The following is a 26,377-nucleotide window of genomic DNA, read 5'->3' as shown; positions in this document are numbered from 1 at the left end:
GGGCGCGGTCCTCTCAGGCTTGTGGGGGGGCTGCGAAGGGCACGTCCAGTGGCGCGGTGTCGAAATTGCGCAGCAGGTCGATGAGAATCTGCGTAGCCGGGCCCAGGGTCTTCTCTTTGCTCGAATAAAGGTAGAACAGTGGGTGGCGGCTGCCACCCTGATCGAGCGGCAACGGCTTGAGCACGCCGTCGAGCAGCTCACGCTCGATCATGTGCCGCGGCAACCAGGCAAAGCCCAGGCCGCTGCCGACGAAGGTGGCGGCGGTGCCCAGGCTGCCGACCGTCCAGCGCTGCTCGGCGCCAAGCCAGCCGACATCGCGTGGCTGGGCGCGGCCGGAGTCGCGGATCACCACCTGCAGCTGGCTTTCCAGGTCCTGGAAGGTGATCTCACGGCCCAGGCGGTGCAGGCTGTGCTCGGGGTGGGCGACGGCAACGAACTCCACCGAGCTCAATTCGGTGCCCAGGTAGCCGCCGATGCTGTAGCTGCTGATGGCGAGGTCGGCGATGCCTTCGTGCATCACCTCCTCGACGCCGGACAGCACTTCCTCACGCAGGCGCACCCGGCAACCACGGCTCTGCGGCATGAATGCAGCCAGGGCACGCACCAGGCGGGCGCTGGGGTAGGCGGCATCGACCACCAGGCGCACCTCGGCCTCCCAGCCTTGCTCCATGTGGTGCGCCAGGTCTTCCAGCTGGCTGGCCTGCTTGACCAGGTGCCGCGAACGGCGCAGCAGCACACTGCCGGCCTCGGTCAGCACGGCCTTGCGGCCATCGATGCGCAGCAGCGGCACCCCCAGTTGCTCCTGCATGCGTGCCACGGTGTAGCTGACCGACGATTGCGAGCGGTGCAGAGCTTCGGCGGCCTGGGCAAATCCGCCATGGTCGACCACTGCCTGCAAGGTCCGCCACTGATCCAGGGTCACGCGCGGCGCTTTCATGTTTGGCTCCTGTTGTCCTAAGCTGCGCTCTTTCAAGGAGAGCGCCCCATGAAGAAATGTTGTGCGGCAATTTTGATGTGCCTGCCCCTTGGGGCCATGGCTTACCCCATCGACGTGGAGAAGGACCTGACCGGGGTCAAGCTGGACTACACCACCTACGACACGGCCTACGATATCGGCTCCATTACCCTGAACAACTATGGGCAAGTGCCGGCGGCCTGCAAGGTGACATTCCGCAACGGGCCCGAGGCGCCGCGAGTGCGCCGGGTCAACGTGCCGGCCGGTAAAAGCGTCGATGTGACGGCGAATTTCAATCGGCAGATCATCAAGCTGCGTATCGCGCTGGACTGCAAAGCGCAATAAAACTGATTAATCGATAGATTGAACCCACTTTTTACGCTTTTTTATCGATAGGTCAAGCCTTAATCTCACCTCCATCGAATCGCAACCCTTTTTGCCGATGGAGGCACCCCATGTCCCGCGTACTGATCATCGAAAGCAGCGCCCGCCAGCAGGATTCCGTTTCCCGTCAACTGACTCGCGACTTCATCCAGCAGTGGCAAGCGGCGCACCCGGCCGACGTGATCACGGTACGTGACCTGGCGGTGAACCCGGTGCCGCACCTGGATGCCAACCTGCTGGGCGGCTGGATGAAGCCTGAAGAACAGCGCAGCGCCGCCGAACTGGAGGCCCTGGCCCGTTCCAACGAGCTGACCGATGAAGTGCTGGCAGCCGACGTGCTGGTGATGGCCGCACCGATGTACAACTTCACCATCCCCAGCACCCTCAAGGCCTGGCTGGACCACGTACTGCGTGCCGGCATCACCTTCAAATACACCCCGACCGGCCCGCAAGGCCTGCTCACCGGCAAGCGCGCCATTGTCCTGACTGCCCGTGGCGGCATCCATGCCGGTGCCACCAGCGACCACCAGGAACCGTACCTGCGCCAGGTGATGGCCTTCATCGGTATTCACGATGTCGACTTCATCCATGCCGAAGGCCTGAACATGAGTGGCGAGTTCCACGAAAAGGGCCTGAACCAGGCCAAGGCCAAGCTGGCTGCGGTGGCCTGAGGTTCAACGAATTCCCATCCCTGACACCTGTTTTTGCTCCTTTGGGTGTAGCTGCCCGGCCTGATGGCCGGGCTTTTTTATTTCGGCCCCACATTCCTCATGGTTGAACTGATTCGGCGCAACCCGCTAAGGTCGCGCCCTTGATCCACGAGAGGCAACCATGGGCTACCTGATAATCGTCGCGCTGATCCAGGCGTTTTCCTTCAGCCTGATCGGCGAGTACCTGGCCGGGCACGTCGACAGCTACTTCGCCGTGCTCGCCCGCGTGGTGCTGGCGGGCCTGGTATTCCTGCCGCTGACCCGCTGGCGCCAGGTCGAGCCGCGCTTCCTGCGCTCGATGCTGCTGATCGGCGCGCTGCAATACGGCATCACCTACGTTTGCCTGTACCTGAGCTTCCGTGTGCTGACCGTGCCCGAGGTACTGCTGTTCACCATTCTCACGCCGTTGCACGTGACCTTGATCGAAGACGCCCTGAACCGGCGCTTCAACCCCTGGGCGCTGCTCGCTGCCCTGGTGGCGGTAGCGGGGGCCGGGGTGATCCGCTTCGACAGCATCAGCGGCGACTTCTTCATCGGCTTCCTGCTGCTGCAACTGGCCAACTTCACCTACGCCGCCGGCCAGGTGCTGTACCGCCATCTGGTTGCCCGCCACCCCAGCGACCTGCCGCATTACAAGCGCTTCGGCTACTTCTACCTGGGCGCACTGATTGTGGTGCTGCCGGCCTTCCTGCTGTTCGGCAATGCCCAGCACCTGCCGACCACCCAGGTGCAATGGCTGGTGCTGCTGTTCCTCGGCCTGTGCCCGACGGCGCTGGGCTTGTACTGGTGGAACAAGGGCGCGTGCCTAGTCTCTGGCGCTACGCTGGCGGTAATGAACAACCTGCATGTACCGGTCGGGTTACTGCTCAATTTGCTCATCTGGAACCAGCACGAGCCATTGGGCAGGCTGCTCATCGGCGGGGCGGTGATCCTGGCGTCGGTGTGGATGAGCCGCCTGGGTAACCTGACGTTATCAAGCAAGGCATGGCGCAGCTAGCTAAGACGCGTTCGCTAATGAACCCAAACCTGGCCGGCGCCTACCCGATAATCATGAAAATAAAATCGGGAGACCGGCGTGAAGCTAGAAACGCGAAGTATCGAATTCGTCCCACACGCTGAGCGTTATGGCACGCCTAAACGATTGTTCACCATCTGGTTCAGCTCCAACTTCCAGATAACCGCACTGATGGTCGGCACCCTGGGCGTTGCATCGGGGCTGAGTTTTGCCTGGACCTTGCTGGGCCTGTTGGTCGGTAACCTGATCGGCACCGTGTTCATGGCCGCGCACTCTGCCCAGGGGCCGCACCTGGGCGTGCCACAGATGATCCAGAGCCGCGCCCAGTTCGGTGTCCATGGCGCGGCGCTGCCGTTGCTGGTGATGGTCACGGCCGCTGTACTGTTCCTTGCCGCCAGCGGCGTGCTGATGCGTAACGCCGTGCAGGCGCTGGTGCCCATGAGCGACGACCAGGCCATCGTGGTGGTCGGCGTGCTGACCTTCATCATCGGTTTTGTCGGTTACGAACTGATCCACCGCCTGGGGGCGTGGATGAGCCTGCTGTCCACGCTGGTGTTTGCCGGCGCCCTGGTGCTGATCCTGCTGCACCCTGGCGACATGGCAGGCACGACGGCAGTGACGACGGGCTTTTCGTTCACCGCCTTCAACCTGATCGTGGCCCAGGCCGCCTCCTGGACGTTGGGCTATGGCCCCTATGTGGCGGATTATTCGCGCTATCTGCCGGCCAACGTCAACCCGCGCGCCACGTTCTGGGCCACCTATTGCGGTTGTGCGCTGGGCTCCTTCGCCATGATGGCGTTGGGCGCGCTGGTGGCCGTGGCGCTACCCTCGGCACTGGGGCATGACCCTGCGACGGCGATTGCCGGGTTGTTTGGCCCGTGGGCGCCGTTGGCACTGGCCGTGATTGCGCTGGGGGTGATCCAGTACAACGTCCTGTGCCTGTACAGCGCCTACATGTCGTCGGTCACGATCTTCGGTGCTTTCAAGACCATCAGGCGCGTGACCGCGACTGCCAAGGCGCTGGTGATGGCGGGCCTTACCGCTGCGGCAACGCTGATTGCCATCGCTACCCAATACAATTTCGATACGTTCTTTGCTGACATCCTGATCGGCCAGTTGTACCTGTTGATCCCTTGGAGCGCGATCAACCTGGTGGATTACTACTGGGTGTGCCGGGGCCAGTATGACGTGGGGGCGCTGTACGACGCCAAGGGCCCTTACGGCTGCTTCAATCGTCGAAGCCTGGCGGTGTATGCGGTGTCGATCATCGGTACCATCCCGTTCATGAAGCTGTCGTTCTACACGGGCTTCGTGGCCGAGTGGCTGGGGGCGGATATCAGTTGGGCGATGGGCTTGATCCTGGCCGGCGCGCTGTATTGCATGGTCAACGCCCGTGAAAGCAAACCGCTTTTGGCAAACTAGGCATTTGACTCGGCCTTGAGAGAGAAGGGGCTGCAACGCAGCCCCGGCAAACTCAAACTTCCACTTGCAGAGACAGACTTCGAAGAGCAGGGCGTACCGTAGCGCAGCTGTTCGCATGGCTTGGAAACGTTACATGCTGTTACGCCTAACAGCTAAAAAAATCAGATTTTGCCCCTTTCTTGTAGGGCATTTCCCAAAGATACTGCGGCCCATTGTGCAGTTTCGGGTTGGCCACTAGTCTCGGCCGGTCGTTGTCATTCAACGACCGGCTTTGACAGGCCGACTCAAATTGCAATCCATAGCTTTGCCTTCAATGGTGGCTGTGCGTGGGGCGCCTTCGGGTGCGCCGGGTTTCTCAATTTGACCGGTCTGTCAACCCGTGCACAGCTGCCACCCTTTGTTTGACAGCAAATGGCGGTAGTCCCCAACCACAAATTGAGGGTTACACCATGCTGAAGGTAGTCCCCGATCCACCCTACAATCTCCACGCCCTGGAAGACACGCTGCTGATGGCAGCGGACTACGCGTTATGCGCAGAGGCCGTCGCCCAGCAAGCCGTATTGATGCAGCCGAAATCCCCCGTCTCGGTGTTGATGATGACGTCGATGCACGAACTGGAAACCCTTCGCAGATTGCTCGAATCTGCGCTGGCTCAAGTCCAAAAGCCAGCGGACCCACAGACATTGCATTAAGCCGCATCATGATTTGCCTGAGGCTGCCCTTGTGTGAGCCCGGCTTGCCGGCAATCGGGGCATCCCAGGCATCTACAAATTCAGGGAGATGAATTAATGGCCACTGAAGAAACGAAATTCACTGTCGGCAAAACCACCTTCTACCAAGGTGAAAACCAGACTCATCCACTATTTCGTATCGAACCTGGCATTCCTTGCCAAAGCGCCCGCGAACAAGCCTCAGAACTGATGGGCTATGCCCGGGACCTGTCCATCGACGGCCTGATGGAAGATAAACCCCAGCTACTTTGGGCCTCGCACTACCTTTGCGCCATGGCCAAGGCTCTGCTCGATGATGCCGAACTGGGCATGATGAAAACCTCTGAAAACCGTAGTCCCGCCGTTCCACTCTGAGCGGCTTTGTGAAGGGGCTGCAACGCAGCCCCGGCAATCTCAGACTTCGTGCATTTCTTCAAGGCGGCGCGGCATCGGCTCGGGTGCCGCGCGCCCCGCCAGCCCCACGCGCATGTCATTGCCACTCGGCTGCTGGTACAGGCTCAAGCCGAATTCCGGCAACACCGCCAGCAGGTAATCGAAGATATCCCCCTGGATCCGCTCGTAATCGGCCCACACCGTGGTGGTGGTAAAGCAGTAGATCTCCAGCGGCACGCCTTCGGCGGTGGTCTGCATCTGCCGGACCATGCAGGTCATGTTCGGGTGCACGTTGGGGTGGTTCTTCAGGTAGGCGAGGGCAAACGCGCGGAAGGTGCCGATATTGGTCAGCTTGCGGCGGTTGGCCGAAAGCTCTGGCACTGGCCCCAGCGCCTCGTTCCAGCGCTGCAGCTCCTGGCGCTTGCCGGCCAGGTAGTCGCCCAGCAGGCTCACCTGGCTCAGGCGCTGTTCCTCATCTGGAGTTAGAAAGCGCACGCCTGCGGCATCGATGAACAGGCTGCGCTTGATGCGCCGGCCACCGGACTGCTGCATGCCGCGGTAGTTGCGGAACGACTCGCTCATCAGGCGCCAGGTCGGGATCGAAACGATGGTTTTATCGAAGTTCTGTACTTTCACGGTGTGCAGGGTGATATCGACCACATCACCATCGGCACCCACCTGCGGCATTTCGATCCAGTCGCCCACGTGGAGCATGTCGTTGCTGGTCAGCTGCACACTGGCGACGAACGACAGCAGGGTGTCCTTGTACACCAACAGCAGCACCGCCGACATCGCACCCAGGCCCGACAGCAGCAACAGTGGCGAGCGGTCGATCAAGGTGGCGACGATGACGATCGAGGCGAAGATCCACAGCATCATCTTGGCCAGTTGCACGTAGCCCTTGATCGAGCGGGTGCGGGCATGTTCGGTGCGGGCGTAGATGTCCAGCAGGGCATCGAGCAGGCACGACAGGGCCATGGTCATGAACAGCAGGGTGAAGGCCAGGGCGAGGTTGCCGAGGAAGTGCTGGGCGGTGTCGGACAGCTCCGGCACCAGCTTCAGGCCGAACTGGATCACCAGCGACGGGATGGTCTGGGCCAGGCGATGGAGGACTTTGTTGTGGCGCAGGTCGTCCAGCCACTTCAGCGCCGACTGCCGCGCCAGCAGGCGGGCGCTGTGCAGCACCAGGAAGCGCGCCAGGCGCCCGAGCACCAGTGAAATCAGCAGCAGCACGGCCAGGCCGATCGCGGCATGCAAGAGTGGATGTTGGTCGAGGGTGCCCCACAGGTCGAGGCTGTCACGCCAGATGCGTTGGATGTCCATAAGCTTGTAACCGGTCTTTTACAGCGAAACGAAGCGCCATTAGAGCGCGGAAGCCGACGAAGTTGCCAAAAGAAATTCGGCTAAGGCGGCAGAAAACGTTACCCTATGCAACTGAATTTCCCGCACTTGCCTGAGGTTACCTCCGTGTTCTCCCAATTCGCCCTGCATGAACGCCTGCTTAAAGCCGTGGCCGAGCTTAAATTTGTCGAGCCAACCCCGGTGCAGGCCGCGGCCATCCCCCTGGCCCTGCAAGGGCGCGACCTGCGTGTGACCGCGCAGACCGGCAGCGGCAAGACCGCGGCGTTCGTCCTGCCGCTGCTCAACCGCCTGGTCGACCTGAAAGGCGGGCGTGTCGAAATCCGCTCGCTGATCCTGCTGCCGACCCGCGAGCTGGCCCAGCAGACCCTCAAGCAAGTGCAGCTGTTCTCGCAGTTCACCTACATCAAGGCCGGCCTGGTCACCGGCGGTGAAGACTTCAAGGAGCAGGCCGCCATGCTGCGCAAGGTGCCGGACGTGCTGATCGGCACCCCAGGCCGCCTGCTCGAACAGCTCAACGCCGGCAACCTCGACCTGTCCCACGTGCAGGTGCTGATCCTCGACGAAGCCGACCGCATGCTCGACATGGGCTTCGCCGAAGACATGGAGCGCCTGTGCAAGGAGTGCGAGAACCGCGAGCAGACCCTGCTGTTCTCCGCCACCACCGGTGGTGCGGCCCTGCGCGACATCATCGGCAAGGTCCTGAAAGACCCTGAGCACCTGATGCTCAACAGCGTCTCGCAGCTGGCCGAAGGCACCCGCCAGCAGGTCATCACCGCTGACCACGACCAGCACAAAGAGCAGATCGTGCAGTGGCTGCTGGCCAACGAGACCTTCGACAAGGCGATCATCTTCACCAACACCCGCGCCCTGGCCGACCGCATCTACGGTCACCTGGTGGCCAAGGACGTGAAGGCCTTCGTGCTGCACGGCGAGAAAGACCAGAAGGACCGCAAGCTGGCCATCGAGCGCTTCAAGCAGGGCAGCTCCAAGGTGCTGGTGGCCACCGACGTGGCGGCCCGCGGCCTGGACATCGACGGCCTGGACCTGGTGATCAACTTCGACATGCCACGCAGCGGTGACGAGTACGTGCACCGTGTGGGCCGTACCGGCCGTGCTGGTGGCGAAGGCCTGGCGATTTCGCTGATCACCCACAATGACTGGAACCTGATGTCCAGCATCGAGCGCTACCTCAAGCAGCAGTTCGAGCGCCGGGTGATCAAGGAAGTCAAAGGCACCTACAGCGGGCCGAAGAAGGTCAAGGCTTCGGGCAAGGCGGTGGGTGCCAAGAAGAAGAAGGGCGACAAGAAGACTGGCGAGAAGAAGGCCGCCGCCAAGCGCAAGCCGACCGCCAAGCCACGGCCGAATGCGCCACTGGCCAGCGCCGATGGCCTGGCCCCGCTGAAGAAGCGCAAGCCGGCGGCTGAGTAAGTCTGGTCAAGGGCCTAGCGCCGGCTTGCCGGCGCTAGGCCCATCAGCCTTCATGGCTCACTCAGCTTTTTTCTCAGCTTCCTTCAGTTCCTTGATCCTTTTGTCGATCAGCTGACACTTGTCGGGCAAGTCCTTGCTCGCCGTCCCCAGCTCCATTCCCTGGAGCTCAGCATTGATCTCCTTGGCCTTCTGCGGGTTTTGTTCAGTCAGTTGACTGACCAGCCCGGCCAGCTCTTCACGTTTCTGAGTCGCCTCTTCCGGCGTGCAGGCCCAGGCGGGCAGGGCGCAGCACAGGGTTGTGACACAGGCAATGCGCAGCAGCGATTTCATCCGTTTTACCTCCTGCGGTGATGATGTCTGGTGGAGGTCTGTTTGCAACGATTGGTTCAGCGTCGACGACTTTCGGCCAGCGCCCCATGATTCACACGCCGCCCGCTCAGGCGAAGCCGCATGTCCGATTCAGTCACAAGCTGTAGTCCTTTTCCTAAACCCTCCATTGGCTATTGAAGGGCTTGCGGTTGGCCCCTAGTCTTGCCTCCGATCAGGAGGTATCGTATGTACAACTGTAAATACGGAGCGTCCCATGTTTTTTGAATGGGACGATGCGAAGAACGAGATCAACATCCGCAAGCACGGCATCGATTTCTGCGATGTTCCGGATATGTTCAACCACCCGATGCTGATTCGTCGGGATGATTGTCCGGACCACGATGAGGAACGCTGGGTCAGCCTGGGCTGGCTGAAATGCTTGATAGGTGTGGTCGTGTACACAGAAAGGCAGGGTGACGTCATTCGCATCATCTCTGCGCGAAAAGCCACCAGATGGGAGGCCAAACATTATGACCAAAGCATCGAAAACTGATTGGAGCCGCCTGGCTCAACAGGGCGACAAGGATATCGATACCTCTGATATCCCCGAGCTTGGAGAAGACTTCTTCCGCGAGGCCGAACTGCGAGTTCCAGCCAAGCAGACGGTTACCATACGCCTGGACTCTGATGTTCTTGCCTGGTTCAAGGAGCAGGGGGCTGGATATCAGACCCGGATAAACCACCTGCTGCGTCAGTACATGCAAGCACAACTACGCCAGCGCTGATAGGTTTCGCAGCGCTTACATCCGAGCCTTTTCGGAAACCTTGTCCATGAGCGGCGTCAGACAGGGGAGTGATTGAGCTTTTGTTGGAGTATCAATGGGCCACATGCGGTTTGGCAGTCATTTCGATACCCAGCGCCTTCATCACGACCAAAAAGGATTTCAGAGTCGGCTTGCCATGCTCGCTGAAGGAGCGATAAAGCTGCTCACGAGAAAGCCCGGTCTCTTTTGCCAGCTCACTCTTTTGGAACACTCCCGCCTGCCAACCGGTCCCAACCTGTGTACCCCCTTTGTCCACAGCAGGAGACCCTCTCCATGAGCAGCACCTACGACTGGGACCTGATCGAGCGTTTGCTGCACGAGGTGCAGAACGGCGCCGGTCACAGCTTCACGCCACGCCCCTATGCCGAGCAGCACGCTGCCGCGCTGGCTGCCAAGGGCCAGCCGGTGGGTGACCTGGACCACCTGAAAACCCGTGCCTGCGAGTACGAAAAGCTGCTGTTCGAGCGCGGTTTCATCGAAAGCCGTGAGCAAGAAGACGGCGGCAATGGCGAAAACTTCGTGCTCACCGAGCGTGGTTCGCGGTTGCTCAGCCTGATCGACAGCAGCATCCCCGGCTTCGAGCACCCGCGCCAGGTGCTCGATGAGCAGGAAGACGGGCTGGATGAAACCACCTTCGAGCAGGTGTCGGCCAAGGCCCAGATCGCTTGAGGTCGTTTTGAGGCTGGCACGGGCGGGCCAGGAAACCCGATAATCGGTATTCCTTGATTACTGCCGAGACCTTGCCGATGCCCTCGACCACCGAAAAGGCCCGCCCATGAGCGCGGCCCGCAAGAATCCTGACGCCTTTGCCTTCCAGGTGATGTTGGGGTTGTGCCTGATCTGGGGCTGCCAGCAGGTGCTGATCAAGACGGCGGCGGTGGATATTGCACCGGTGATGCAGGCCGCCCTGCGCAATTGCATCGCCGCTGTGCTGGTGGGGTTGATGATCTGCTGGCGCGGCGGCTGGGAACAGGTGGGCAGTACCTGGCGGGCAGGGCTCGTGGCCGGTGGATTGTTCGGGCTGGAGTTCCTGTTCATCGCCGAAGGCCTGAAGCTGACTTCCGCAGCGCACATGTCGGTGTTCCTCTATACCGCGCCCGTGTTTACGGCGCTGGGCCTGCACTTCATGTTGCCCAGCGAGCGGCTGCGGTTGTTGCAGTGGCTGGGCATTCTGCTGGCCTTCGGCGGAATTGCAGTGGCCTTTGCTGGCGGCCTGTCGTTCGCCGAAATGGATGGGCGGATGCTGCTGGGCGACGCCTTTGGCGTGCTCGCCGGGCTGGCCTGGGGCGCGACCACGGTGGTGGTACGTGTCTCGCGCCTTTCGGAGGCGCCCGCCACCTTGACCTTGTTCTACCAGTTGGCGGTGGGCTTTGCCGGCTTGCTGCTGATCGCCCTGGTCAGTGGGCAGGTCGGTGAAGTGACATTGACGCCGCTGGCGGTGGGCAGTGTGCTGTTCCAGGGGATCGTGGTGTCGTTTGTCAGCTACCTGACCTGGTTCTGGTTGTTGCGCAAGTACCTGGCCTCCAACCTGGCGGTGTTTTCGTTCATCACGCCGTTGTTTGGCGTGACCTTTGGCGTGGTCCTGTTGGGCGAGCCGTTGAGTGCGAACTTCGTATTGGGGGCGTTGATGGTGCTGCTGGGGGTAATCCTGGTGAGTGCCGAGCCTTGGGTGAAACAGCAACTGCGCAAGTTTGTGGGTTAAGCGGCGCTCTGCGGCGCAGCCTGGCAACCCTGCAGGCTGCGTCCCCGGCTCAGCACCAGCACGCCCGCCACCCCCAGGCCCACTGCAGCCAGCACCAGCGCCGGCTGCAAACTCCCGCTGTAGTGGTTGCTCAGCGCCGCCAGCAATGGCCCGCTCAACTGCCCCAGGGCAAAGCACGCGGTCAGCAGCCCGGCGTTGCGCTGCGTGGCATGCGGCGCCAGTTCCCGCGAGCGCTGCATTACCAGCTGCATGCACGCCAGGAAGGGCCCGCCGCACAGCACCACGCCCAGGGCCAGGCCAACGCCACCGCCCATCAGGCAGGCCAGCACCCCTAACCCTTGCAACCACAGGGTGACCGTCAGCCAGGCCGATGTATGGCCTGCCCGGCGCAGGCTTACCAGTACCACACCCAGCGCTGCCGCCAGGCCGAATGCAGGCCAGAACAGGTCGGCCATCCAGTTGCCGCGAAACTGCTGGTTGGCCATTTGCGACAGGAAGGTAGCCGGCAGGATGTAGCCCACACCGTACAGGGCATAGACCAGGCCCAGGCGACCGATGCCGACGCTGCGGCTCGGGCCCTGCTGCGTGGCGGCGGGCACCCTTGCAGGTTGCAGGGCGCGAGGCAGCCAAGGGCGCACGGCCAGCAGCATGACCAGCGCTGCAACGGCATAGACCAACCAGAGTGCCGCCGAGCCAAGCCCCAGCAGGTGCGCAGCCAACGCCAGCAAACCCGTCAGCGCAATACCCAGCCCAGGCCCGGCGAACACCAGCGCCCCCAGGCGCTGGCGATTGTGGGCATTGGCGACTTGCTGGCTGAGGCTGGTGATCATCACCAGCACCCAGGCACTGGCCACGCCAGTCCCGAAGCGCAGCAGCAGGTGGCTCCAGAAGCCGTGCGCAGCCCAGGAGGCCAGGGTCAGCAGCACGCACAGCCACAGGCCGCCGTGCAGGCGCAGTTTCACCTGGTTAGGCCGACGGGCGTACATGGCGTCCACGGCGCCGAGAAAGTAACCCAGGTAGTTGGCTGCCGCCACCAGCCCGGCGGCGGTCAGGTCGAACTGGCCTTCGGCGATCAGTTGCGGCAGTTGCGGGGTGAGGGCGAAGCGGCCAATGCCCATGGCCATCATCAGGGCCACGGCGCTGGCCAGCAGTTGTACGAGCGGCGACATGAGGACTCTCCTGCGCGAATCAATGCGATGGATGGCAGGTTAGGGCGCTTTTACTTTCAATAAAATTGAATAATGATGATCAAGTTGTTCTGTTTTGGAGAATGTCATGGAGTTCAGCCAACTGCGCATCTTCCAGGCCGTGGCCGAGGAAGGTTCGGTAACCCGCGCCGCCGAGCGCCTGCACCGGGTGCCGTCGAACCTGTCGACGCGCCTGCGCCAGCTCGAAGAGCAATTGGGGGTGGAGCTGTTCCTGCGTGAACGCCAGCGCCTGCAGCTGTCGCCCGCCGGCAAGGTGCTGCTGGATTACGCCAACCGCCTGGCGGCGCTGCGTGATGAAGCCGTTGCGGCAGTGCAAGGCGGCCAGCCGGCCGGCGAGTTCGTGCTGGGCACCATGTACAGCACTGCCGCCATCCACTTGCCGGCGCTGTTGGCGCGCTACCACCAGCAATACCCGGCGGTGAACCTGCAGGTACAGGCCGCTCCAAGCGGCGACCTGCTTGAAGGCCTGCTCAGCCATCGTCTGGATGCGGCACTGGTGGACGGCCCGCCAAGCCTGGCCGGGCTGGATGGTGTGCCGCTGTGCGATGAAGTGCTGGTACTGATTACCAGCCCGGAACACCCGCGGGTGCGCAGTGCCAAGGACGTGGCGGGCAAGGCAGTGTTCACTTTCCGCCAGGGCTGTTCCTACCGGATGCGGCTGGAGGCCTGGTATGCCCATGACCACACGCCGATGGGCCGGGTGATGGAAATCGAGTCGTACCAGAGCATGCTGGCCTGTGTGATCGCTGGGGCGGGGGTGGCCTTGATGGCGCAATCGATGCTCGACAGCCTGCCCGGGCGTGATCGGGTTCGCGCCCATCGGCTGCAGTCGCCATTCGATCACGCGCAAACCTGGTTGATGTGGCGCCAGGGCATGTGCGGGGCGAATTTGCAGGCCTGGATCGACCTGCAACAAAGCGAAACGATTAACCAGTCGTCGGAATGCGCCGTTTCCGCTTGATCCGCGTCAAACTAGCCCATATCTGTAGGAACAAGAGCATGCGTAGTACAGGACATCGGACTATGATCTGTATGAAACATCGCAGGATTGAATTGCCGTGAGGCTGACCCGTCAAGGGGGCATTATGAAAAACCAAATGTTCAACTGGCTCCACGACCTGGCCGTCGCTTTGGGGCTGATTCCACCACCCTTGCAGCCGGTGCCGATCCCGACTGATGAAGAGCAGCGCAAGCGCCAGCCGCGTCGTCGCTGAAATGCAAAAGGCCGCAGCATCTGTCAGATGCTGCGGCCTCTTTGTTTCTGCGGTTTCGCCCTGATCAGGCCAGCTTCACTTCACCCACCGGCTTGCGCGACAGCACGCTCACCAGCACGAAGCTCACCAGGCCAACCGCCAGGCTGTAGTAGATCGGCGTGTTGGCATCCAGCCCGTCCTTGAACATGAAGAACAGTGCAGTGGCAAAGCCCAGCGACATGCTGGCGATGGCGCCTGCGGTGGTTGCACGCTTCCAGAAGATCGCACCGATCAGCGGGATCAGCATGCCGCCGACCAGCAGGTTGTAAGCCAGGGTCAGGGCGCTGATCACATCGTTCACCGCCATGGCGATGCCCAGCACCACCAGGCCGGTGATCAGGGTGAACAGGCGGCTGACGCCCAGGCTCGACTGCTTGCCGCCACGCAGCTTGGGCAGCAGGTCTTCGGTCAGGGTGGTCGAGGCTGCCAGCAGGCCGGCACTGGCAGTCGACATCATGGCCGCCAGGGCTGCCGCCATCAGCAGGCCACGAATGCCTTCGGGCAGCTGGCCTTTGATCATCTCGGCAAAGGCATTGTTCGGGTTGGCCAGGTCCGGCATCAGCACATGGGCGGACATGCCGATCAGGGCGCACGCCAGGCCGTACAGCACGCAGTACACGCCTGCGGTGGTGCCGGCGCGCTGGCAGACCTTCTCGTCACGGGCAGTGAATACCCGCTGCCAGATGTCCTGGCCGATCAGGATGCCGAAGAAGTAGATCAGGAAGTAGGTGATGATGGTGTCCCAGCCGATGGTGGTCCAGCTGAAGCTGGCCGCCGGCAACTTGGCCACCAGGGTATCCCAGCCACCGGCCTTGTACAGGCAGATGGGCAGCAGGATGAACATCAGGCCAACGGTCTTGATCACGAACTGGACGATGTCGGTGAGGGTCAGCGACCACATGCCACCAATGGTCGAGTAGATCACCACCACACCGCCGCCGAGCAGCAGCGACGCCCAGAAGGGCAGGTCGAGCAGCACTTGCAGCACGGTTGCCATGGCCAGGGTCGAGGTGACGCCGATCATCAGCGCATAGGCCAGCATGATCGCCGCGCTGGCTTGGCGGGCCATGGGGTTGTAGCGGCGCTCCAGCACCTGGGTGACGGTGAAGATCTTCAGGCGCAGCAGCGGTTTGGCGAGGAACAGGTTGAGGGCGATGATGCCCAGGCCCAGGGCCGCACACAGCCAGAAGCCGGAAATGCCATGTACATAACCCAGGCGCACGGTACCGACGGTGGAGGCGCCGCCGAGCACGGTGGTGGCCATGGTGCCCATGTACAGGGTCGGGCCGAGGTTGCGCCCGGCCACGAGGTAGTCTTCGTGGGTTTTTGCGCGCCGCATGCCATACCAGCCCAGCCCGAGCATGCCGGCGGTATAGATCATTACAACAATGATGTCCAAGGCCATTGGGGGTCTCCCGATTATCTTTATTATGGCGAGATCGACCGCGCAGGCGTGTTCACGGCGCCCGGCGGTCTTGTCTTGTGTTGGCGGGCCTCTATGGCCCTCCCTCATGGCTCCTGCCGGGGTACAGCGGTGTCAGCGACGCACGACGCCTGGCAGCACGCAGAGCATCTCGAACAGCAGGTTGGCGCCAAGCAGCGAGGTGTTGCCGGTGGTGTCGTAAGGCGGGGAGACTTCGACCAGGTCACAGCCGATCAGGTCCAGGCCGTGGCAGCCGCGAATGATCTCCATCGCCTGGATGGTGGTCAAGCCGCCGATTTCCGGGGTGCCGGTGCCTGGGGCCCAGGCCGGGTCGATGCCGTCGATGTCGAACGACAGGTACACCGGGCCACCGCCGACTTTTTCGCGCACTTCGGCCATCAGTGGTTCCAGCGACTTGTGCCAGCATTCTTCGGCCTGCACCACGCGAAAGCCCTGGCGGCGGCTCCAGTTGAAGTCGTCGGCGGTGTAGCCCTGGGCGCGCAGGCCGATCTGCACCACGCGGTCGCAATCGAGCAGGCCTTCTTCCACGGCGCGGCGGAAGGTGGTGCCGTGGGCGATCTTCTCGCCGAACATGTGGTCGTTGACGTCGGCGTGGGCGTCGATGTGCACCAGGCCGATCTTGCCGTGCTTCTTGTGCAGGGCGCGCAGGATCGGCAGGGTGATGGTGTGGTCGCCCCCCAGGGTCATCGGGATGACGTTGTGCTCGACGATCTCGTCGTAGGCTTCTTCGATGATGCGCACGGCGTCGAGCAGGTTGAAAGTGTTGATGGCCACGTCACCGATGTCGGCCACCGACAGCGAGTCGAACGGCGCGGCACCGGTGGCCATGTTGTACGGGCGGATCATCACCGATTCGGCGCGGATCTGCCGCGGGCCGAAACGGGTGCCGGAACGCAGCGAGGTACCGATGTCCAGCGGCACGCCGATGAACGCGGCGTCAAGGCCTTGGGCGCTTTGCAGGTGGGGGAGACGGAGCATGGTGGCGATGCCGCCGAAACGCGGCATTTCGTTGCCGCCCAGTGGTTGGTGGAGAACTTTGTCCACGGTGGGCCTCATCAGTCGGTCGATTGTTTTGTTTGTTCGAACCTGGGCCGCCGCATGCCGTTCAGGTTTGGATATGCCGGCGGGCAGGGCCATTTCGGCCAAGTCTGCGCAAGGTAGTGCGTGGGAAGAATCGCTACCGGCAAATACTTACTTCAGGAATTTCTGAACTAACGCGCGCAGGAGCGGTTAGACTGCGCGCAAATACCCCTGCGGAACCGTTGCACCATGGCCTCGACCTTGCCCGACCTGAAACTGCTGCGCATCTTCGTCAGCGTGGTGCGCCACCAGGGGTTCGCCAATGCCCAGCGCGAGCTCAACCTGTCGACCTCGGCCATCAGTACCTACATGAGCCAGCTCGAAGGCGCCTTGGGTATCGTGTTGTGCCACCGTGGCCGTGGCGGCTTCAGCCTGACCAGCAAGGGCGAGCTGTTCCATCAGGAGACGCTGCGCCTGCTGGCCGAGCTGGACGGTTTCGAACAGTACGCCGCAGCGCTCAAGGGCGAGCTGCGCGGCACCCTCAACCTGGGGGTGATCGACTCCACCGTAGGCGATCAGGCGCTGCCCTTGGCCGAGGCCATCGGGGCCTACAGCCAGGAACACCCGGCGGTGCACCTGCACCTGTCGGTGTCCAGCCCCTACGAGCTGCAGCTTGGGGTGCAGGACAACCGTCTGGACCTGGCCATTGGTGCGTTTTCCTCGCGCATGAGTGGCTTGCTTTATCTGCCGCTTTACCGCGAACAGCATTGGCTTTATTGCAGCAGCCGCCACTCGCTGTTCGCCGAGCGGCGCATCCCCGAGCAGGTGGTGACCCAGCAACGCATGGTGGGGCGTGGCTACTGGAGCCAGGCCGAACTGGCCAGGCACGGCTTCAAGCACAGTGCGGCGACGGTGGAAAGCATGGAGGCGCAACTGATCCTGATTCTCTCGGGCGCCTACATTGGCTACCTGCCCGAGCACTACGCCCAGGCATGGGTCGACAAGGGCGACCTCAGAGTGCTATCGCCGGCCACTTTCGGGTATCAGGCGCCATTCTCGCTGATCGTGCGCAGGGGGCGTAGTCGTGAGCCGCTGATTCAAACATTCCGGGATCTGCTCAAGAGCCAATTGAATGTCGGTTGAAGGGTGAGATTTCGTAGGACAATCCGACTGAATGTCCTAAATAATATTTCAAATTAGCCGCTAACCTCCCCACGCTCTGCTAGATATTTAGTTGCGCTGCCCCCTCATATCCCTCTTCGAAGGACCGTTCAAGATGCGCATGAACTTGCCCGTCACTGAGCACGAAAGAACTTTTACCCGCGAGCAGCGCCTGATCTCCACCACGGACCTCGATAGTCGCATCACCTACTGCAACGACGCTTTTGTCGCGATCAGCGGTTTTACCTACGACGAACTGGTCGGCCAGACGCACAACCTGGTGCGTCACCCAGACATGCCCCCCGCCGTATTCGGCCATATGTGGGAGACCATCAAGCAAGGCAAACCCTGGATGGGAGTGGTCAAGAACCGCGCCAAGAACGGCGATCACTATTGGGTCAGCGCCTATGTCACGGCGATCTACGAGAACGGCCGCATCAGTGGCTACGAGTCGGTGCGCTCGGTACCGACCCGCGAGCAGATCCGCCGTGCCGAAGCCCTGTACGCACGGCTGCGCGCAGGCAAGTCGCCGACGCCCTGGGCTGCCCGGTTCGGGCGCGGCCTGGCCGGCGGCGGGCCATTGATCGGCGCTGGCCTGCTGTCGGCGGCCGGCTACCTCTGGCTGCCACCTTATCTGGCGCTGGGTGTGCTGATGACCAGCTTGCTGGTGGCCTGGTACCTGATCGAACGTCAGCAAGACCAACCGATCCGTCGCACGCTTGCTGAACACCCGAAGGCGTTCACCAGCCCCCTGGTGGCCCTGACCTACAGTGATAACCCTGGCCTGATGGGCCAGCTCGACCTCGCCATCATCAGTGAAGAAGCGCGCTTGCAAACCGCGCTTACCCGCCTGGTGGATGCCGGCGTTGGAGTAAAGTCTCGCGCCGCGCAATCGGCCGACCTGTCCGATGCCCAGGCGCAGATGCTCGACCGCCAGCGCAGCGAGACCGACCAGTCGGCCACGGCCATCGCGCAGATGGCCGCGACCATCCAGGAGGTCACCCACAACGTGCAAAGCACGGCTCATGCCGCAGGTGACGCCGACCAACTGGCCCAGCGCGGCAGCGAGCTTGCGCAGCAGAGCCTGAAGGCCATGGGCAGCATGAACGAGGCGGTCAGCGACATCGGCCAGGCGGTCAATGCCCTGGCCGAGCAGACCCAGTCGATCGGCAGTGTGGTCGACGTGATCACCTCGATTGCCGAGCAGACCAACCTGCTGGCGCTCAACGCCGCGATCGAAGCGGCACGCGCCGGCGAGCAGGGCAGGGGCTTTGCCGTGGTCGCCGACGAGGTACGTTCGCTGGCTCAGCGCACACGTTCCTCCACCGACGAGATCCATCAGATCATCGCCTCGCTGCGTGCCGGCGCCGAACGGGCGGTGAGCACCGCCAGCCGCGGCGAGCAGATCTCGCGGGACAGCGTGCAGAGTGTCGAGGCCGTGCAGACGGCGCTGGCCGGGATTGCCCAGGCGGTCACCCGCATTACCGGCATGAGCCAGCAGATGGCCACGGCGTCGGAGCAGCAGAGCCATGTGGCCGAGGACATCAACCAGCAGATCGTGCGCATTGCCCAGCTGTGCGACCAGTCGGCGGGGCAGGCCAAGCAAGGGGCCGAGATCAGTCAGGACCTGGAGCGCATGGCCGAGTACCTGCATAGCCTGGCCGAGCGGTTCAACCGCTGAGGCCCTTGGGCCCGCAAAGCGGGCCCAAATGTCCAGCCTGTGGCAAAATCCCTCCGCCAACGGAGAACCCCATGCCCAGACCCCGCTGCGAACGCTGCCAGCGCCCGCTCGACCATTGCCTCTGCCCGCTGATCCCCAGCCTCGACAGCCGCACCCGTGTGGTGCTGCTGCAGCACCCCAGTGAAACCGCCCACGCCCTGAATACCGCCCGCCTGGCCGCCCTGGGCCTGGTGAATGCCGAACTGCGGGTCGGGGAGGTGTTCGCTGACCTTGCCGAACTGTTGGCGACCCCCGGCTACCGGCCTGTGCTGCTGTTCCCGGGTGAGCAGGCGCAAGCGCTGACAGCCTACGGCGAAACGGACGACGGGCCATTGATGCTGATCGTCCCCGACGGCACCTGGCGCAAGGCACGCAAGTTGCTGTACATGAATCCGCTGCTCGACGCGCTGCCACGGGTGACCTTGGCCGAAGTGGCGCCATCTCGCTACCGCCTGCGCAAGGCGCCGGAGCCGGGGGCGGTGTCGACCATTGAGGCGGTGGTGCAGGCGTTGAATGAGTTGGAGTCGCCAGTGAATTTCGATGACCTGTTACGGCCCTTCGAAGCACTGATCGAAGGGCAGATCAAGGCGATGGGGGCTGATGTGTTCGAGCGCAATCATGGGAGCCTGTGAAATCCCCCGACATGCACCTGGCAACCCAAACGCAATCCAAACCAATCACCTTTCCCGCAGCGCCTCAGTTCGCGCCTTGAGCACTGGTTTGAGCAGATAATCCAGCACGCTCTTCTGCCCGGTGATGATGTCTACCGTGGCTACCATCCCAGGGATGATCAGCAACGGCTTGTTGTCCCCACCGAGGTGGTTCTTCTCGGTTCTCACCTGGATCAGATAGAACGCATTGCCCTTGTCATCGGTGACGGTGTCGGCGCTGATCAGCTCCAGCTTGGCCTTGAGCCCGCCGTAGATGGTGTAGTCATAGGCACTGAACTTGACCATCGCCGGTTGCCCCGGGTGTAGGAAGGCTACGTCCTGCGGGCGCACCTTGGCCTCGATCAACAGGTTGTCCTCGATTGGCACGATTTCCACCAGGTCACTGCCCGGCTGCACAACGCCACCGATGGTGTTGACCTTCAGCAGCTTGACGATGCCGCGCACTGGCGACACCACGGTAGTGCGGTTGACCCGGTCGTCGATGGCGATGCTGGTGGCGGTGATCTTGGAGAGCTCGGTGCGCTTGTCGTTCAGCTCCTTGGCAGCGTCCGAGCGGAAACTGGCGTCAGACTCCTCGATCTTGCTCTTGATCTCGGCGATCGCCGCTTCGGCGCGGGGAATCGCCAGGCTGGTGGCATTGAGCTGGCCGCGGGCCTCCACGGTGCGTTGCTTGAGGCGCAGGATCTCTACCGGGGAGATGGCACCTTTACTCACCAGCGGCGCCGACATGTCCGTCTCCTGCTGCAGCAGTGCCACGGCCGAACGGTACTGATCGACTTTGGAACGGAACTCGGCCAGCTCCTGGTTCTTCTGCCGCAGCTGTTCGTTGAGGGTCTGCTTTTCGCTGGCCAGGCGCCGTTGGCGCGAGCTGTACAGGGCGATCTCGTCTTCGGCGACCTGGGGCGCCTTGGCGCGTACTTCGTCCGAGAGCACGAACGGGCGGCCTTCGGCTTCTGCCGAGAGGCGTTCGACCTGGGCGGTCAGGGCATAACGGTCAGCCTCGCTTTCGCCTTTGTTGGACTTGAACCGGGTGTCGTCCAGGCGCAGCAACGTGGCGCCTTTCTCGACCATCTGCCCTTCGCGCACGAAGATCTCGGTGACGATCCCGCCTTCGAGGTTCTGCACCACCTGCACCTTGCTCGACGGGATCGCCTTGCCTTCGCCGACCGTCACTTCGTCGAGCACCGCCAGGCTGGCCCAGACCAGGGCCACCAGCAGCAGTGCCGCAGCCAGCCACACGGTCAGGCGCGACAGGCGTGGCGAATCCTGCAAGGTAGCGCCGGCCAGTTCCGGCATGTAGTCACGTTCGGCCCGTTTGTCGGTGCCATGGCTGCTGCGTACGCTTTGCATGAGAGGCATAGGGAGCTCCTACAGGGCCGAGCCGATACGGCCCTTGCGCAAGGCGTCGACCACCGCATCCTTCGGCCCGTCGGCGACGATCTTGCCGTTGTCCAGCACCACCAGGCGGTCCACCAGGCTGAGCATCGAGGTGCGGTGGGTGACCAGCAGCACAGTCTTGCCCGGCACCCAGGCCAGCAGGCGCTGGCGCAGTTGTTCTTCGCTGCTGTTGTCCATGTGGCTGGTCGGTTCGTCGAGGATCAGGATCGGTGGTTCCAGCAGTAGCGCGCGAGCCAGCAGTACAGCCTGGCGCTGGCCGCCGGAGAGCAGTTGGCCGCGCTCGCCCACCGGGCGGTCGAAACCGTTGGGGTGTTGCCGGGCCAGTTCGCTGACGCCGGTCAGTTCGGCCACTTCGAGCATGCGTGCATCGCTGATGTGGCGCGCGCCGAGGGTCAGGTTGTCGCGCAGGCTGCCGGCCAGCAGCGGCAGGTCGTGGGCCACGTAGCCGATCTGGCTGCGCAGGTCGGCGATGTCCAGCTGGCGCAGGTCGAGGTTGTCCAGCAGCACCTGGCCTTCGTCGGGGTGATGGAAGCCCATCAGCAGGCGCCCGAGGGTGCTTTTGCCCGAGCCGCTGCGGCCGATGATGCCGATGCGCTCGCCGGGGGTGATGGCCAGGTTCACATCGTGCAATGCCGGGCTGACTTGCCCCGGGTAACGGAACGTGATGTGGCTCAGCGCCAGGCCACCTTTGAGCGTGGTGTGCTCAAGGGCCTGCTGGTCGAGTTGACGTTCCTGGGGCAGGGCCATCAGTGCATCGGTACTGCGCATGGTCAGCTGCGCCTGTTGGTAGCGGGTGATCAGCCCGGCGATCTGGCCGAGCGGGGCAAGCACCCGGCTGCCGAGCATGTAGCTGGCGACCAGGGCACCGACGCTGAGGTTGCCGGCGATGATGCTGTACACCCCGGCGACGATGGTGGCCATGCCGCAGAACTGCTGGATGAACAGCGTGCCGTTGCTGGCCAGTGACGCCAGGTTGCGGGCGTGGGCGTCGAGGCGGGCGATGGCGGCGTTGGTGTGCTCCCACTGGTACTGGCGTTCGCTTTCGGCGCCGCAGGCCTTGAGGGTTTCCAGGCCGCCCAGGGTTTCGATCAGCAGGGCCTGACGCATGGCGCCGAGGCTCAGGCTTTTCTGCACGGTGTCGCGCAGACGGGCCTGGATGATCAGGGCAAAGCCCACCGCCAGCGGGAAGGCAATCAGCGGAATCAGTACCAGCCAGCCACCGAGCAGGCCGATTACCAGCAGCATCAGGGCCACGAAGGGCAGGTCGATGATGCTGGTCAGGGTGACGGCGGTGAGAAATTCGCGCAGGCCCTGGAAGTCATGGATGCTCTGGGCGAAACCACCGATGGTGGCGGGCTTGGCCTTCATGGCCATGCCGGTGATGCGCTCGAACAGGGTGGCGGAGAGGATCAGGTCGGTCTTCTTGCCGGCCTGGTCCAGCAAGTGGGCGCGGACCATGCGCAGCACCAGCTCGAAAGCGGTGCCCAGGAACAGGCCGGCGACCAGCACCCACAAGGTCGACAGTGCCTGGTTGGGCACCACGCGGTCGTAGGTCTGCATGACGAACAGCGGCACCATCAGGCCGAGCAGGTTGATCAGCAGGCTGGCCAGCAGGGCATCGCCATACAACCAGCGGGAATGGCGCAGGGTGTCGCGGAACCAGGAGTTGACCCGCGGCAGCAGCGGTGAACGCACGTCTTCGAGGGTATGCCGGGGGCGGGCGAACAGGGCTTGGCCACTGTAGGCCTGTTGCAGCGCTTCACGCTCGACCCATTGCTCGCCGCCTTCAGCTTCGCAGGGCAGGATCAGCGCACGGCCGTCATCGCCCCAGCGTTGCAACACCGCGCTGCGGCCATTGTCGAGCAACAGCAGCACGGGCAGGTTGAGCGCCGAAATGTCATCCAGCGCCCGTGCCAGCACCCGTGCTTGCAGGCCGGCACGCGCTGCAGCCCGCGGCAGCAAGGCCATGCCCAGGCGTTGCTGGGCCAATGGCAGGCCGCTGCACAGGCTGGCGCGGCTGGCCGGGCGGCCGTGCAGCCGGCACAGGATCAGCAGGCCATCAAGCAGTGGGTCATCGACATCCGGGCGCGGTTGCGCACTTTGCATACTGGTCACGATGGCCTACTCCCGCCAGGGTGGATGGGTTGCTGTGCAGGCGATCCGTGCCAGTGCGTGCGACGCTCAGCGCATCTCGGGCAATCTGGCTTCGGTCCGGACCTCGTTGTTGGCGATAGCCTCTGGTGGGAGTGAAATGCGTTGCTTGCTCAGCAGTTCCCCCATGGTCGCCAGCACCCGGTACATCGAAAACTCTTCGGTGTAACGCACTTCGGTGTAGCGACGGTTGGCGTTGTACAGCTCGTTTTCGCTGTCGAGCACGTCGAGCAGGGTGCGCTGGCCCAGGCCGAACTGATCCTGATAGGCGGCGCGCACACGCTGGGTGGTCTCGGCGTATTCACGTGCGGTCGGGGTTTGCTTGCGGGCGTTGTTCATGGCGTTCCAGGACAGGCTGAGGTTTTCGGTCAGCTCGCGCAGTGCATTGTTGCGGATGTCCAGGGCCTGGTTGATCTTGTGCGCGTCGGATTGCAGCCGGGCTTTGTCGCTGCCGCCACGGAACAGGTTGTAACTGAGCTCGACGCCCGCCTGCCAGTCATTGTTGGCATGGCCCTGCTCGCCGCCGATGTTGTTGTTGGCGCCGGTGGCCAGCACCGCGTCCAGGCGTGGGTAGAACGGCGACTTGGCCACTTCGTACTGCTGTTCGGCGGCATTGACGTCGGCCTGGGCCGACTTGAGGTACGGGTTGTTCTGGCGCATGCCTTCGCGTGCCTGGTCGAGCGTGGCGGGTATTTCCACCTTGATCGACCGTGGGCCTTCCAGTTCGTCTGGCACGCGGCCGACCACGCTGTAGAAGTTGGCTTCGGCATCGGCGAGGTCGACTTCGGCGGTGTCCAGATTGTTTTCTGCCAGGGCGCGACGGGCGCGGGACTGGTCGAGGTCGGCAGTGCTGCCTACGCCGCGCTCGCTGCGCAGGCCGATCTGGTCGTTGACGCGCAAGTGTGCCTGCAGGTTGTTCTTGGCCAGGTCTACCAACTCTCGACGCTTGAGTACCTCCAGATACACCTCGACGGTACGCAAGGCCACGTCCTGGGCAACGGCCTGGGTGTAGTAGGCCCGAGAAGTCGCAACTGCCTCGGTGCGGCCCACTTCGTTGGCGGTGTTGAAACCGTCGAAGATCATCTGCCGCAGGCGCAGTTCCGACTGTGTGTAGTTCAGGGTTTCCTTGTTGTGGTTGGTCGTGCCGTTCGGGTTGAGACTGCGGGTGTTGAGGTTGTCAGAGCGCTGGCGGCCATAACCTGCCACCAGATCCACGGTCGGGTAGTAGCCGCCACGGGCGAATTTGACATCCTCATCGGCCGAAAGCTTGCTGTTGCGGTTCGAGCTGATCTGCGGGTGGTAATCCACGGCACTCTGGATGGCTTCGTTGAGGGACATTGCTTCGACGTTCGTGCATGCCATGGCCACCAGCATTGCGCTGGCGAGGGGGGTTAGAACGCGCATGGGCTACTTCTCCCTGGTCACAAAAAAATCCTGCTTTTCGCCAATAAAATGACGATTTTTATAGTTCAAACCGTTTCATGTTTGTAACAACAGAGCTAAGAACATTTAACGCGCGAGCTAAGAAGATTTTTTCATAACACCTATGCGAAAAAAAACTTATGCGGTCTATGCAAAGCAAGACATTGTTTCATTCAAGTGAATTCGCGAACCGTTGCAAGGCGCGACGTACAAGCACTTCAGCAAGTTCCAGGTTTTTTACAGCTAAGGACGCGGAACGGATAGGTGAAAGCAGTATTGGCGACAAAAAATTGGCAGCTTTTGATGGCCAATTTACATTATTACTATCGCCAAAGTAGTGCCTGAGAGAACGATTCTCGCCGTTGAGATTTTTCGGACTCCATGCCCACACCTGCCTGCGCAATGTCATTGGCTGATGTAGCCGATCAGTAAGGGGAGGTGTTCGCTCATGGCTAAGTTAGTCGGTGTGGTCAGCAAGGTAATTGGCCAGGTATTCGCAGTCGCCAGCGATGGTAGTCGGCGCCCTCTGATCGAAGGCGATCGCCTGTTCGCTGGCGAGCAACTGGAAACGGGTGCTGCAGGGGCTGTGGCGGTACGCCTGCAGAACGGTGCCGAGTTGACCCTGGGCCGTGACAGCAGCCTGGAGATGACGCCGGACCTGCTCGCCAACCGGGCCCCCCATGCGCCGGGCCACGACGTAGCGCCGAGCGACGCGCAATTGAGTGATGTGGAGCGTATCCAGCAGGCGATTGCCGCGGGCGACGACCCGACCCAGAGCGCTGAGGCGACCGCCGCCGGGTCAGGCAGCCCGAGCGCATCCGGGGCACTGGGAGGTGGCCACAGTTTCGTCATGCTCGATGAAGTCGGCGCCCGTGTCGATCCCGTGGTGGGCTTCCCGACGGCAGGCTTCAATGGCTTTCCCGAACTTGCCAACCGCGAAGTGGGCGGCCTTGACCCCAGCAATGGCAGTTCGCTCAACGGTCGGCCTGTCGGTGGTGACGGCGGCACGGTACCTACAGAACCGTCCATCCCGACGGTAGACGAAAATCATCCAGTCACGTTGCTGGGCCTGGATATCGCCCCGGGTGAACTGAACCTGAACGAGGCGAATCTGCCACTGGGGTCTGCCAGTGATGCGGCGGCGCTGACCCGGCAGGGCAGCTTTACCGTGGTGGCTCAGGATGGCGTGTTCAACCTTAGTGTTGGTGGCATCAACGTGGTGACGGGCGGTGTGGTGACCGGCGTTGGCCAGTCGATCACCACCGGGCTGGGCAATATCCTGACGATTACCGGCTACAACCCGAGCACGGGCGAGGTGAGTTACACCTACACGCTCACGGCATCCGGGCAACATATCGAGAACGATGGGGCCAAGTCGCTGACCGAGCACCTGCCGGTCCTGGTCAGTGACAGTAACGGTGATGTCGCCCAGGGCTTGCTGGATGTGATCATCCATGATGATGCGCCGCAGGCGTTCGATGATGACAACGTGGTCAAGGCGACCGAGCAACAAGTCGAGCTGACCGGGAATGTGCTGACCAACGATATCCAGGGCGCTGACCGCGTGGCAGGCGGCCCGGTAATCGCCGGTACCTATACCGGCACCTACGGCACACTGGTTCTCGCCGCGGACGGTTCCTACACCTACACGCTCAACCCCAACGCCCCGGACTTCAAGAACCTGGGCGGTGGCGGCAATGGTGTGGAGAACTTCA

General features: G+C 62.7%; 26 protein-coding genes and 1 pseudogene. 17 read left to right on the top strand and 10 right to left on the bottom strand.

Going from position 1 to position 26,377, the window contains the following annotated elements:
- Positions 1-13: 13 nt before the first annotated feature.
- Positions 14-937: a LysR family transcriptional regulator gene (locus F6X59_RS00815; protein WP_152953955.1), complete on the bottom strand. Its 924-nt coding sequence runs from the start codon at positions 935-937 to the stop codon at positions 14-16.
- Positions 938-985: 48 nt separating this feature from the next.
- Here F6X59_RS00815 and F6X59_RS00810 point away from each other — a divergent pair, with 48 nt between their 5' ends.
- The 6 genes from F6X59_RS00810 (at position 986) to F6X59_RS00785 (ending at position 5,571) form a co-directional block, all read left to right on the top strand.
- The gene (locus tag F6X59_RS00810; RefSeq protein WP_152953954.1) at positions 986-1,300 is read left to right on the top strand and encodes a 3-phosphoglycerate kinase; all 315 of its coding nucleotides are present in this window, start codon (positions 986-988) and stop codon (positions 1,298-1,300) included.
- A gap of 110 nt (positions 1,301-1,410) precedes the next feature.
- Positions 1,411-2,010: an FMN-dependent NADH-azoreductase gene (locus tag F6X59_RS00805; protein WP_152953953.1), complete on the top strand. Its 600-nt coding sequence runs from the start codon at positions 1,411-1,413 to the stop codon at positions 2,008-2,010.
- 160 nt (positions 2,011-2,170) lie between these two features.
- Positions 2,171-3,046, top strand: a complete 876-nt coding sequence (locus tag F6X59_RS00800) for a carboxylate/amino acid/amine transporter (RefSeq protein WP_152953952.1) — start codon at positions 2,171-2,173, stop codon at positions 3,044-3,046.
- A gap of 78 nt (positions 3,047-3,124) precedes the next feature.
- Positions 3,125-4,486, top strand: coding sequence for a cytosine permease (locus F6X59_RS00795; protein ID WP_372240267.1), 1,362 nt, complete (start codon positions 3,125-3,127; stop codon positions 4,484-4,486).
- Between the two features lie 449 nt (positions 4,487-4,935).
- On the top strand, positions 4,936-5,178 hold the full coding sequence (locus tag F6X59_RS00790) for a hypothetical protein (protein ID WP_152953951.1): 243 nt from the start codon (positions 4,936-4,938) through the stop codon (positions 5,176-5,178).
- A gap of 96 nt (positions 5,179-5,274) precedes the next feature.
- Positions 5,275-5,571 carry a DUF3077 domain-containing protein gene (locus F6X59_RS00785; RefSeq protein ID WP_152953950.1) on the top strand — a complete coding sequence of 99 codons (297 nt, stop codon included), beginning with the start codon at positions 5,275-5,277 and terminating at the stop codon, positions 5,569-5,571.
- Between the two features lie 39 nt (positions 5,572-5,610).
- Here the strand turns inward: F6X59_RS00785 and F6X59_RS00780 are convergent, their stop codons facing one another.
- Positions 5,611-6,912 carry a mechanosensitive ion channel family protein gene (locus tag F6X59_RS00780; RefSeq protein ID WP_152953949.1) on the bottom strand — a complete coding sequence of 434 codons (1,302 nt, stop codon included), beginning with the start codon at positions 6,910-6,912 and terminating at the stop codon, positions 5,611-5,613.
- A 105-nt stretch (positions 6,913-7,017) separates the two neighbouring features.
- Between F6X59_RS00780 and F6X59_RS00775 the strand changes: the two genes are divergently transcribed.
- Positions 7,018-8,379 carry a DEAD/DEAH box helicase gene (locus F6X59_RS00775; RefSeq protein ID WP_152953948.1) on the top strand — a complete coding sequence of 454 codons (1,362 nt, stop codon included), beginning with the start codon at positions 7,018-7,020 and terminating at the stop codon, positions 8,377-8,379.
- A 57-nt stretch (positions 8,380-8,436) separates the two neighbouring features.
- Here F6X59_RS00775 and F6X59_RS00770 read toward each other — a convergent pair whose 3' ends face one another.
- On the bottom strand, positions 8,437-8,709 hold the full coding sequence (locus F6X59_RS00770; RefSeq protein ID WP_152953947.1) for a hypothetical protein: 273 nt from the start codon (positions 8,707-8,709) through the stop codon (positions 8,437-8,439).
- A 253-nt stretch (positions 8,710-8,962) separates the two neighbouring features.
- Between F6X59_RS00770 and F6X59_RS00765 the strand changes: the two genes are divergently transcribed.
- Positions 8,963-9,241 carry a BrnT family toxin gene (locus tag F6X59_RS00765; RefSeq protein WP_152953946.1) on the top strand — a complete coding sequence of 93 codons (279 nt, stop codon included), beginning with the start codon at positions 8,963-8,965 and terminating at the stop codon, positions 9,239-9,241.
- Positions 9,219-9,473, top strand: coding sequence for a BrnA antitoxin family protein (locus F6X59_RS00760; protein ID WP_152953945.1), 255 nt, complete (start codon positions 9,219-9,221; stop codon positions 9,471-9,473). The genes F6X59_RS00765 and F6X59_RS00760 overlap by 23 nt, the downstream gene beginning before the upstream one ends.
- Positions 9,474-9,564: 91 nt before the next feature.
- Here the strand turns inward: F6X59_RS00760 and F6X59_RS00755 are convergent.
- Positions 9,565-9,711, bottom strand: a pseudogene (locus F6X59_RS00755) (addiction module antidote protein); the annotation flags it as partial.
- Positions 9,712-9,785: 74 nt separating this feature from the next.
- Here F6X59_RS00755 and F6X59_RS00750 point away from each other — a divergent pair.
- Positions 9,786-10,181 carry a transcriptional regulator gene (locus tag F6X59_RS00750; protein ID WP_152953944.1) on the top strand — a complete coding sequence of 132 codons (396 nt, stop codon included), beginning with the start codon at positions 9,786-9,788 and terminating at the stop codon, positions 10,179-10,181.
- Between the two features lie 106 nt (positions 10,182-10,287).
- Positions 10,288-11,214, top strand: a complete 927-nt coding sequence (locus F6X59_RS00745) for a DMT family transporter (protein WP_152953943.1) — start codon at positions 10,288-10,290, stop codon at positions 11,212-11,214.
- On the opposite strand, the gene F6X59_RS00740 is transcribed toward F6X59_RS00745, so the two are convergent.
- On the bottom strand, positions 11,211-12,383 hold the full coding sequence (locus F6X59_RS00740) for an MFS transporter (protein ID WP_152953942.1): 1,173 nt from the start codon (positions 12,381-12,383) through the stop codon (positions 11,211-11,213). The two genes, F6X59_RS00745 and F6X59_RS00740, sit on opposite strands and share 4 nt — an antisense overlap.
- Positions 12,384-12,489: 106 nt before the next feature.
- On the opposite strand from F6X59_RS00740, the gene F6X59_RS00735 reads away from it, so the two are divergent.
- Both F6X59_RS00735 and F6X59_RS28795 read left to right on the top strand, forming a co-directional pair.
- Positions 12,490-13,383: a LysR family transcriptional regulator gene (locus tag F6X59_RS00735; protein WP_152953941.1), complete on the top strand. Its 894-nt coding sequence runs from the start codon at positions 12,490-12,492 to the stop codon at positions 13,381-13,383.
- Positions 13,384-13,507: 124 nt separating this feature from the next.
- Positions 13,508-13,636 carry a PA1414 family protein gene (locus F6X59_RS28795; RefSeq protein ID WP_256215799.1) on the top strand — a complete coding sequence of 43 codons (129 nt, stop codon included), beginning with the start codon at positions 13,508-13,510 and terminating at the stop codon, positions 13,634-13,636.
- 64 nt (positions 13,637-13,700) lie between these two features.
- Here F6X59_RS28795 and F6X59_RS00730 read toward each other — a convergent pair whose 3' ends face one another.
- Positions 13,701-15,080, bottom strand: a complete 1,380-nt coding sequence (locus tag F6X59_RS00730; RefSeq protein ID WP_152953940.1) for a sodium:solute symporter — start codon at positions 15,078-15,080, stop codon at positions 13,701-13,703.
- A 132-nt stretch (positions 15,081-15,212) separates the two neighbouring features.
- Positions 15,213-16,163, bottom strand: a complete 951-nt coding sequence (gene speB / locus F6X59_RS00725; protein ID WP_008090804.1) for an agmatinase — start codon at positions 16,161-16,163, stop codon at positions 15,213-15,215.
- Positions 16,164-16,388: 225 nt separating this feature from the next.
- Between speB and F6X59_RS00720 the strand changes: the two genes are divergently transcribed.
- From F6X59_RS00720 to F6X59_RS00710, 3 genes are all read left to right on the top strand, one after another.
- Positions 16,389-17,282: a LysR family transcriptional regulator gene (locus tag F6X59_RS00720; RefSeq protein WP_152953938.1), complete on the top strand. Its 894-nt coding sequence runs from the start codon at positions 16,389-16,391 to the stop codon at positions 17,280-17,282.
- A gap of 133 nt (positions 17,283-17,415) precedes the next feature.
- A complete protein-coding gene (locus tag F6X59_RS00715) occupies positions 17,416-18,981 on the top strand; it encodes a PAS domain-containing methyl-accepting chemotaxis protein (protein WP_152953937.1) in 1,566 nt (521 codons plus the stop codon).
- Positions 18,982-19,052: 71 nt separating this feature from the next.
- Positions 19,053-19,652: a tRNA-uridine aminocarboxypropyltransferase gene (locus F6X59_RS00710; protein WP_152953936.1), complete on the top strand. Its 600-nt coding sequence runs from the start codon at positions 19,053-19,055 to the stop codon at positions 19,650-19,652.
- A 45-nt stretch (positions 19,653-19,697) separates the two neighbouring features.
- Here F6X59_RS00710 and F6X59_RS00705 read toward each other — a convergent pair whose 3' ends face one another.
- From F6X59_RS00705 to F6X59_RS00695, 3 genes are all read right to left on the bottom strand, one after another.
- Complete coding sequence (locus F6X59_RS00705) at positions 19,698-21,050, bottom strand: HlyD family type I secretion periplasmic adaptor subunit (protein WP_256668984.1); 1,353 nt, start codon at positions 21,048-21,050, stop codon at positions 19,698-19,700.
- Positions 21,051-21,059: 9 nt separating this feature from the next.
- Positions 21,060-23,195: a type I secretion system permease/ATPase gene (locus tag F6X59_RS00700; protein WP_152954067.1), complete on the bottom strand. Its 2,136-nt coding sequence runs from the start codon at positions 23,193-23,195 to the stop codon at positions 21,060-21,062.
- 75 nt (positions 23,196-23,270) lie between these two features.
- On the bottom strand, positions 23,271-24,644 hold the full coding sequence (locus tag F6X59_RS00695; protein ID WP_152953935.1) for a TolC family outer membrane protein: 1,374 nt from the start codon (positions 24,642-24,644) through the stop codon (positions 23,271-23,273).
- A 466-nt stretch (positions 24,645-25,110) separates the two neighbouring features.
- On the opposite strand from F6X59_RS00695, the gene F6X59_RS00690 reads away from it, so the two are divergent.
- Positions 25,111-26,377, top strand: a 1,267-nt coding sequence (locus F6X59_RS00690; protein ID WP_152953934.1) for a retention module-containing protein, incomplete at its 3' end; no start/stop codon positions are given.

This window comes from Pseudomonas sp. MN1F (assembly GCF_009391885.1).
Lineage (GTDB): Bacteria > Pseudomonadota > Gammaproteobacteria > Pseudomonadales > Pseudomonadaceae > Aquipseudomonas.
The sequence above is the reverse complement of the archived record's forward strand: the minus strand, read 5'-3'. Positions and strand labels throughout refer to the sequence as shown.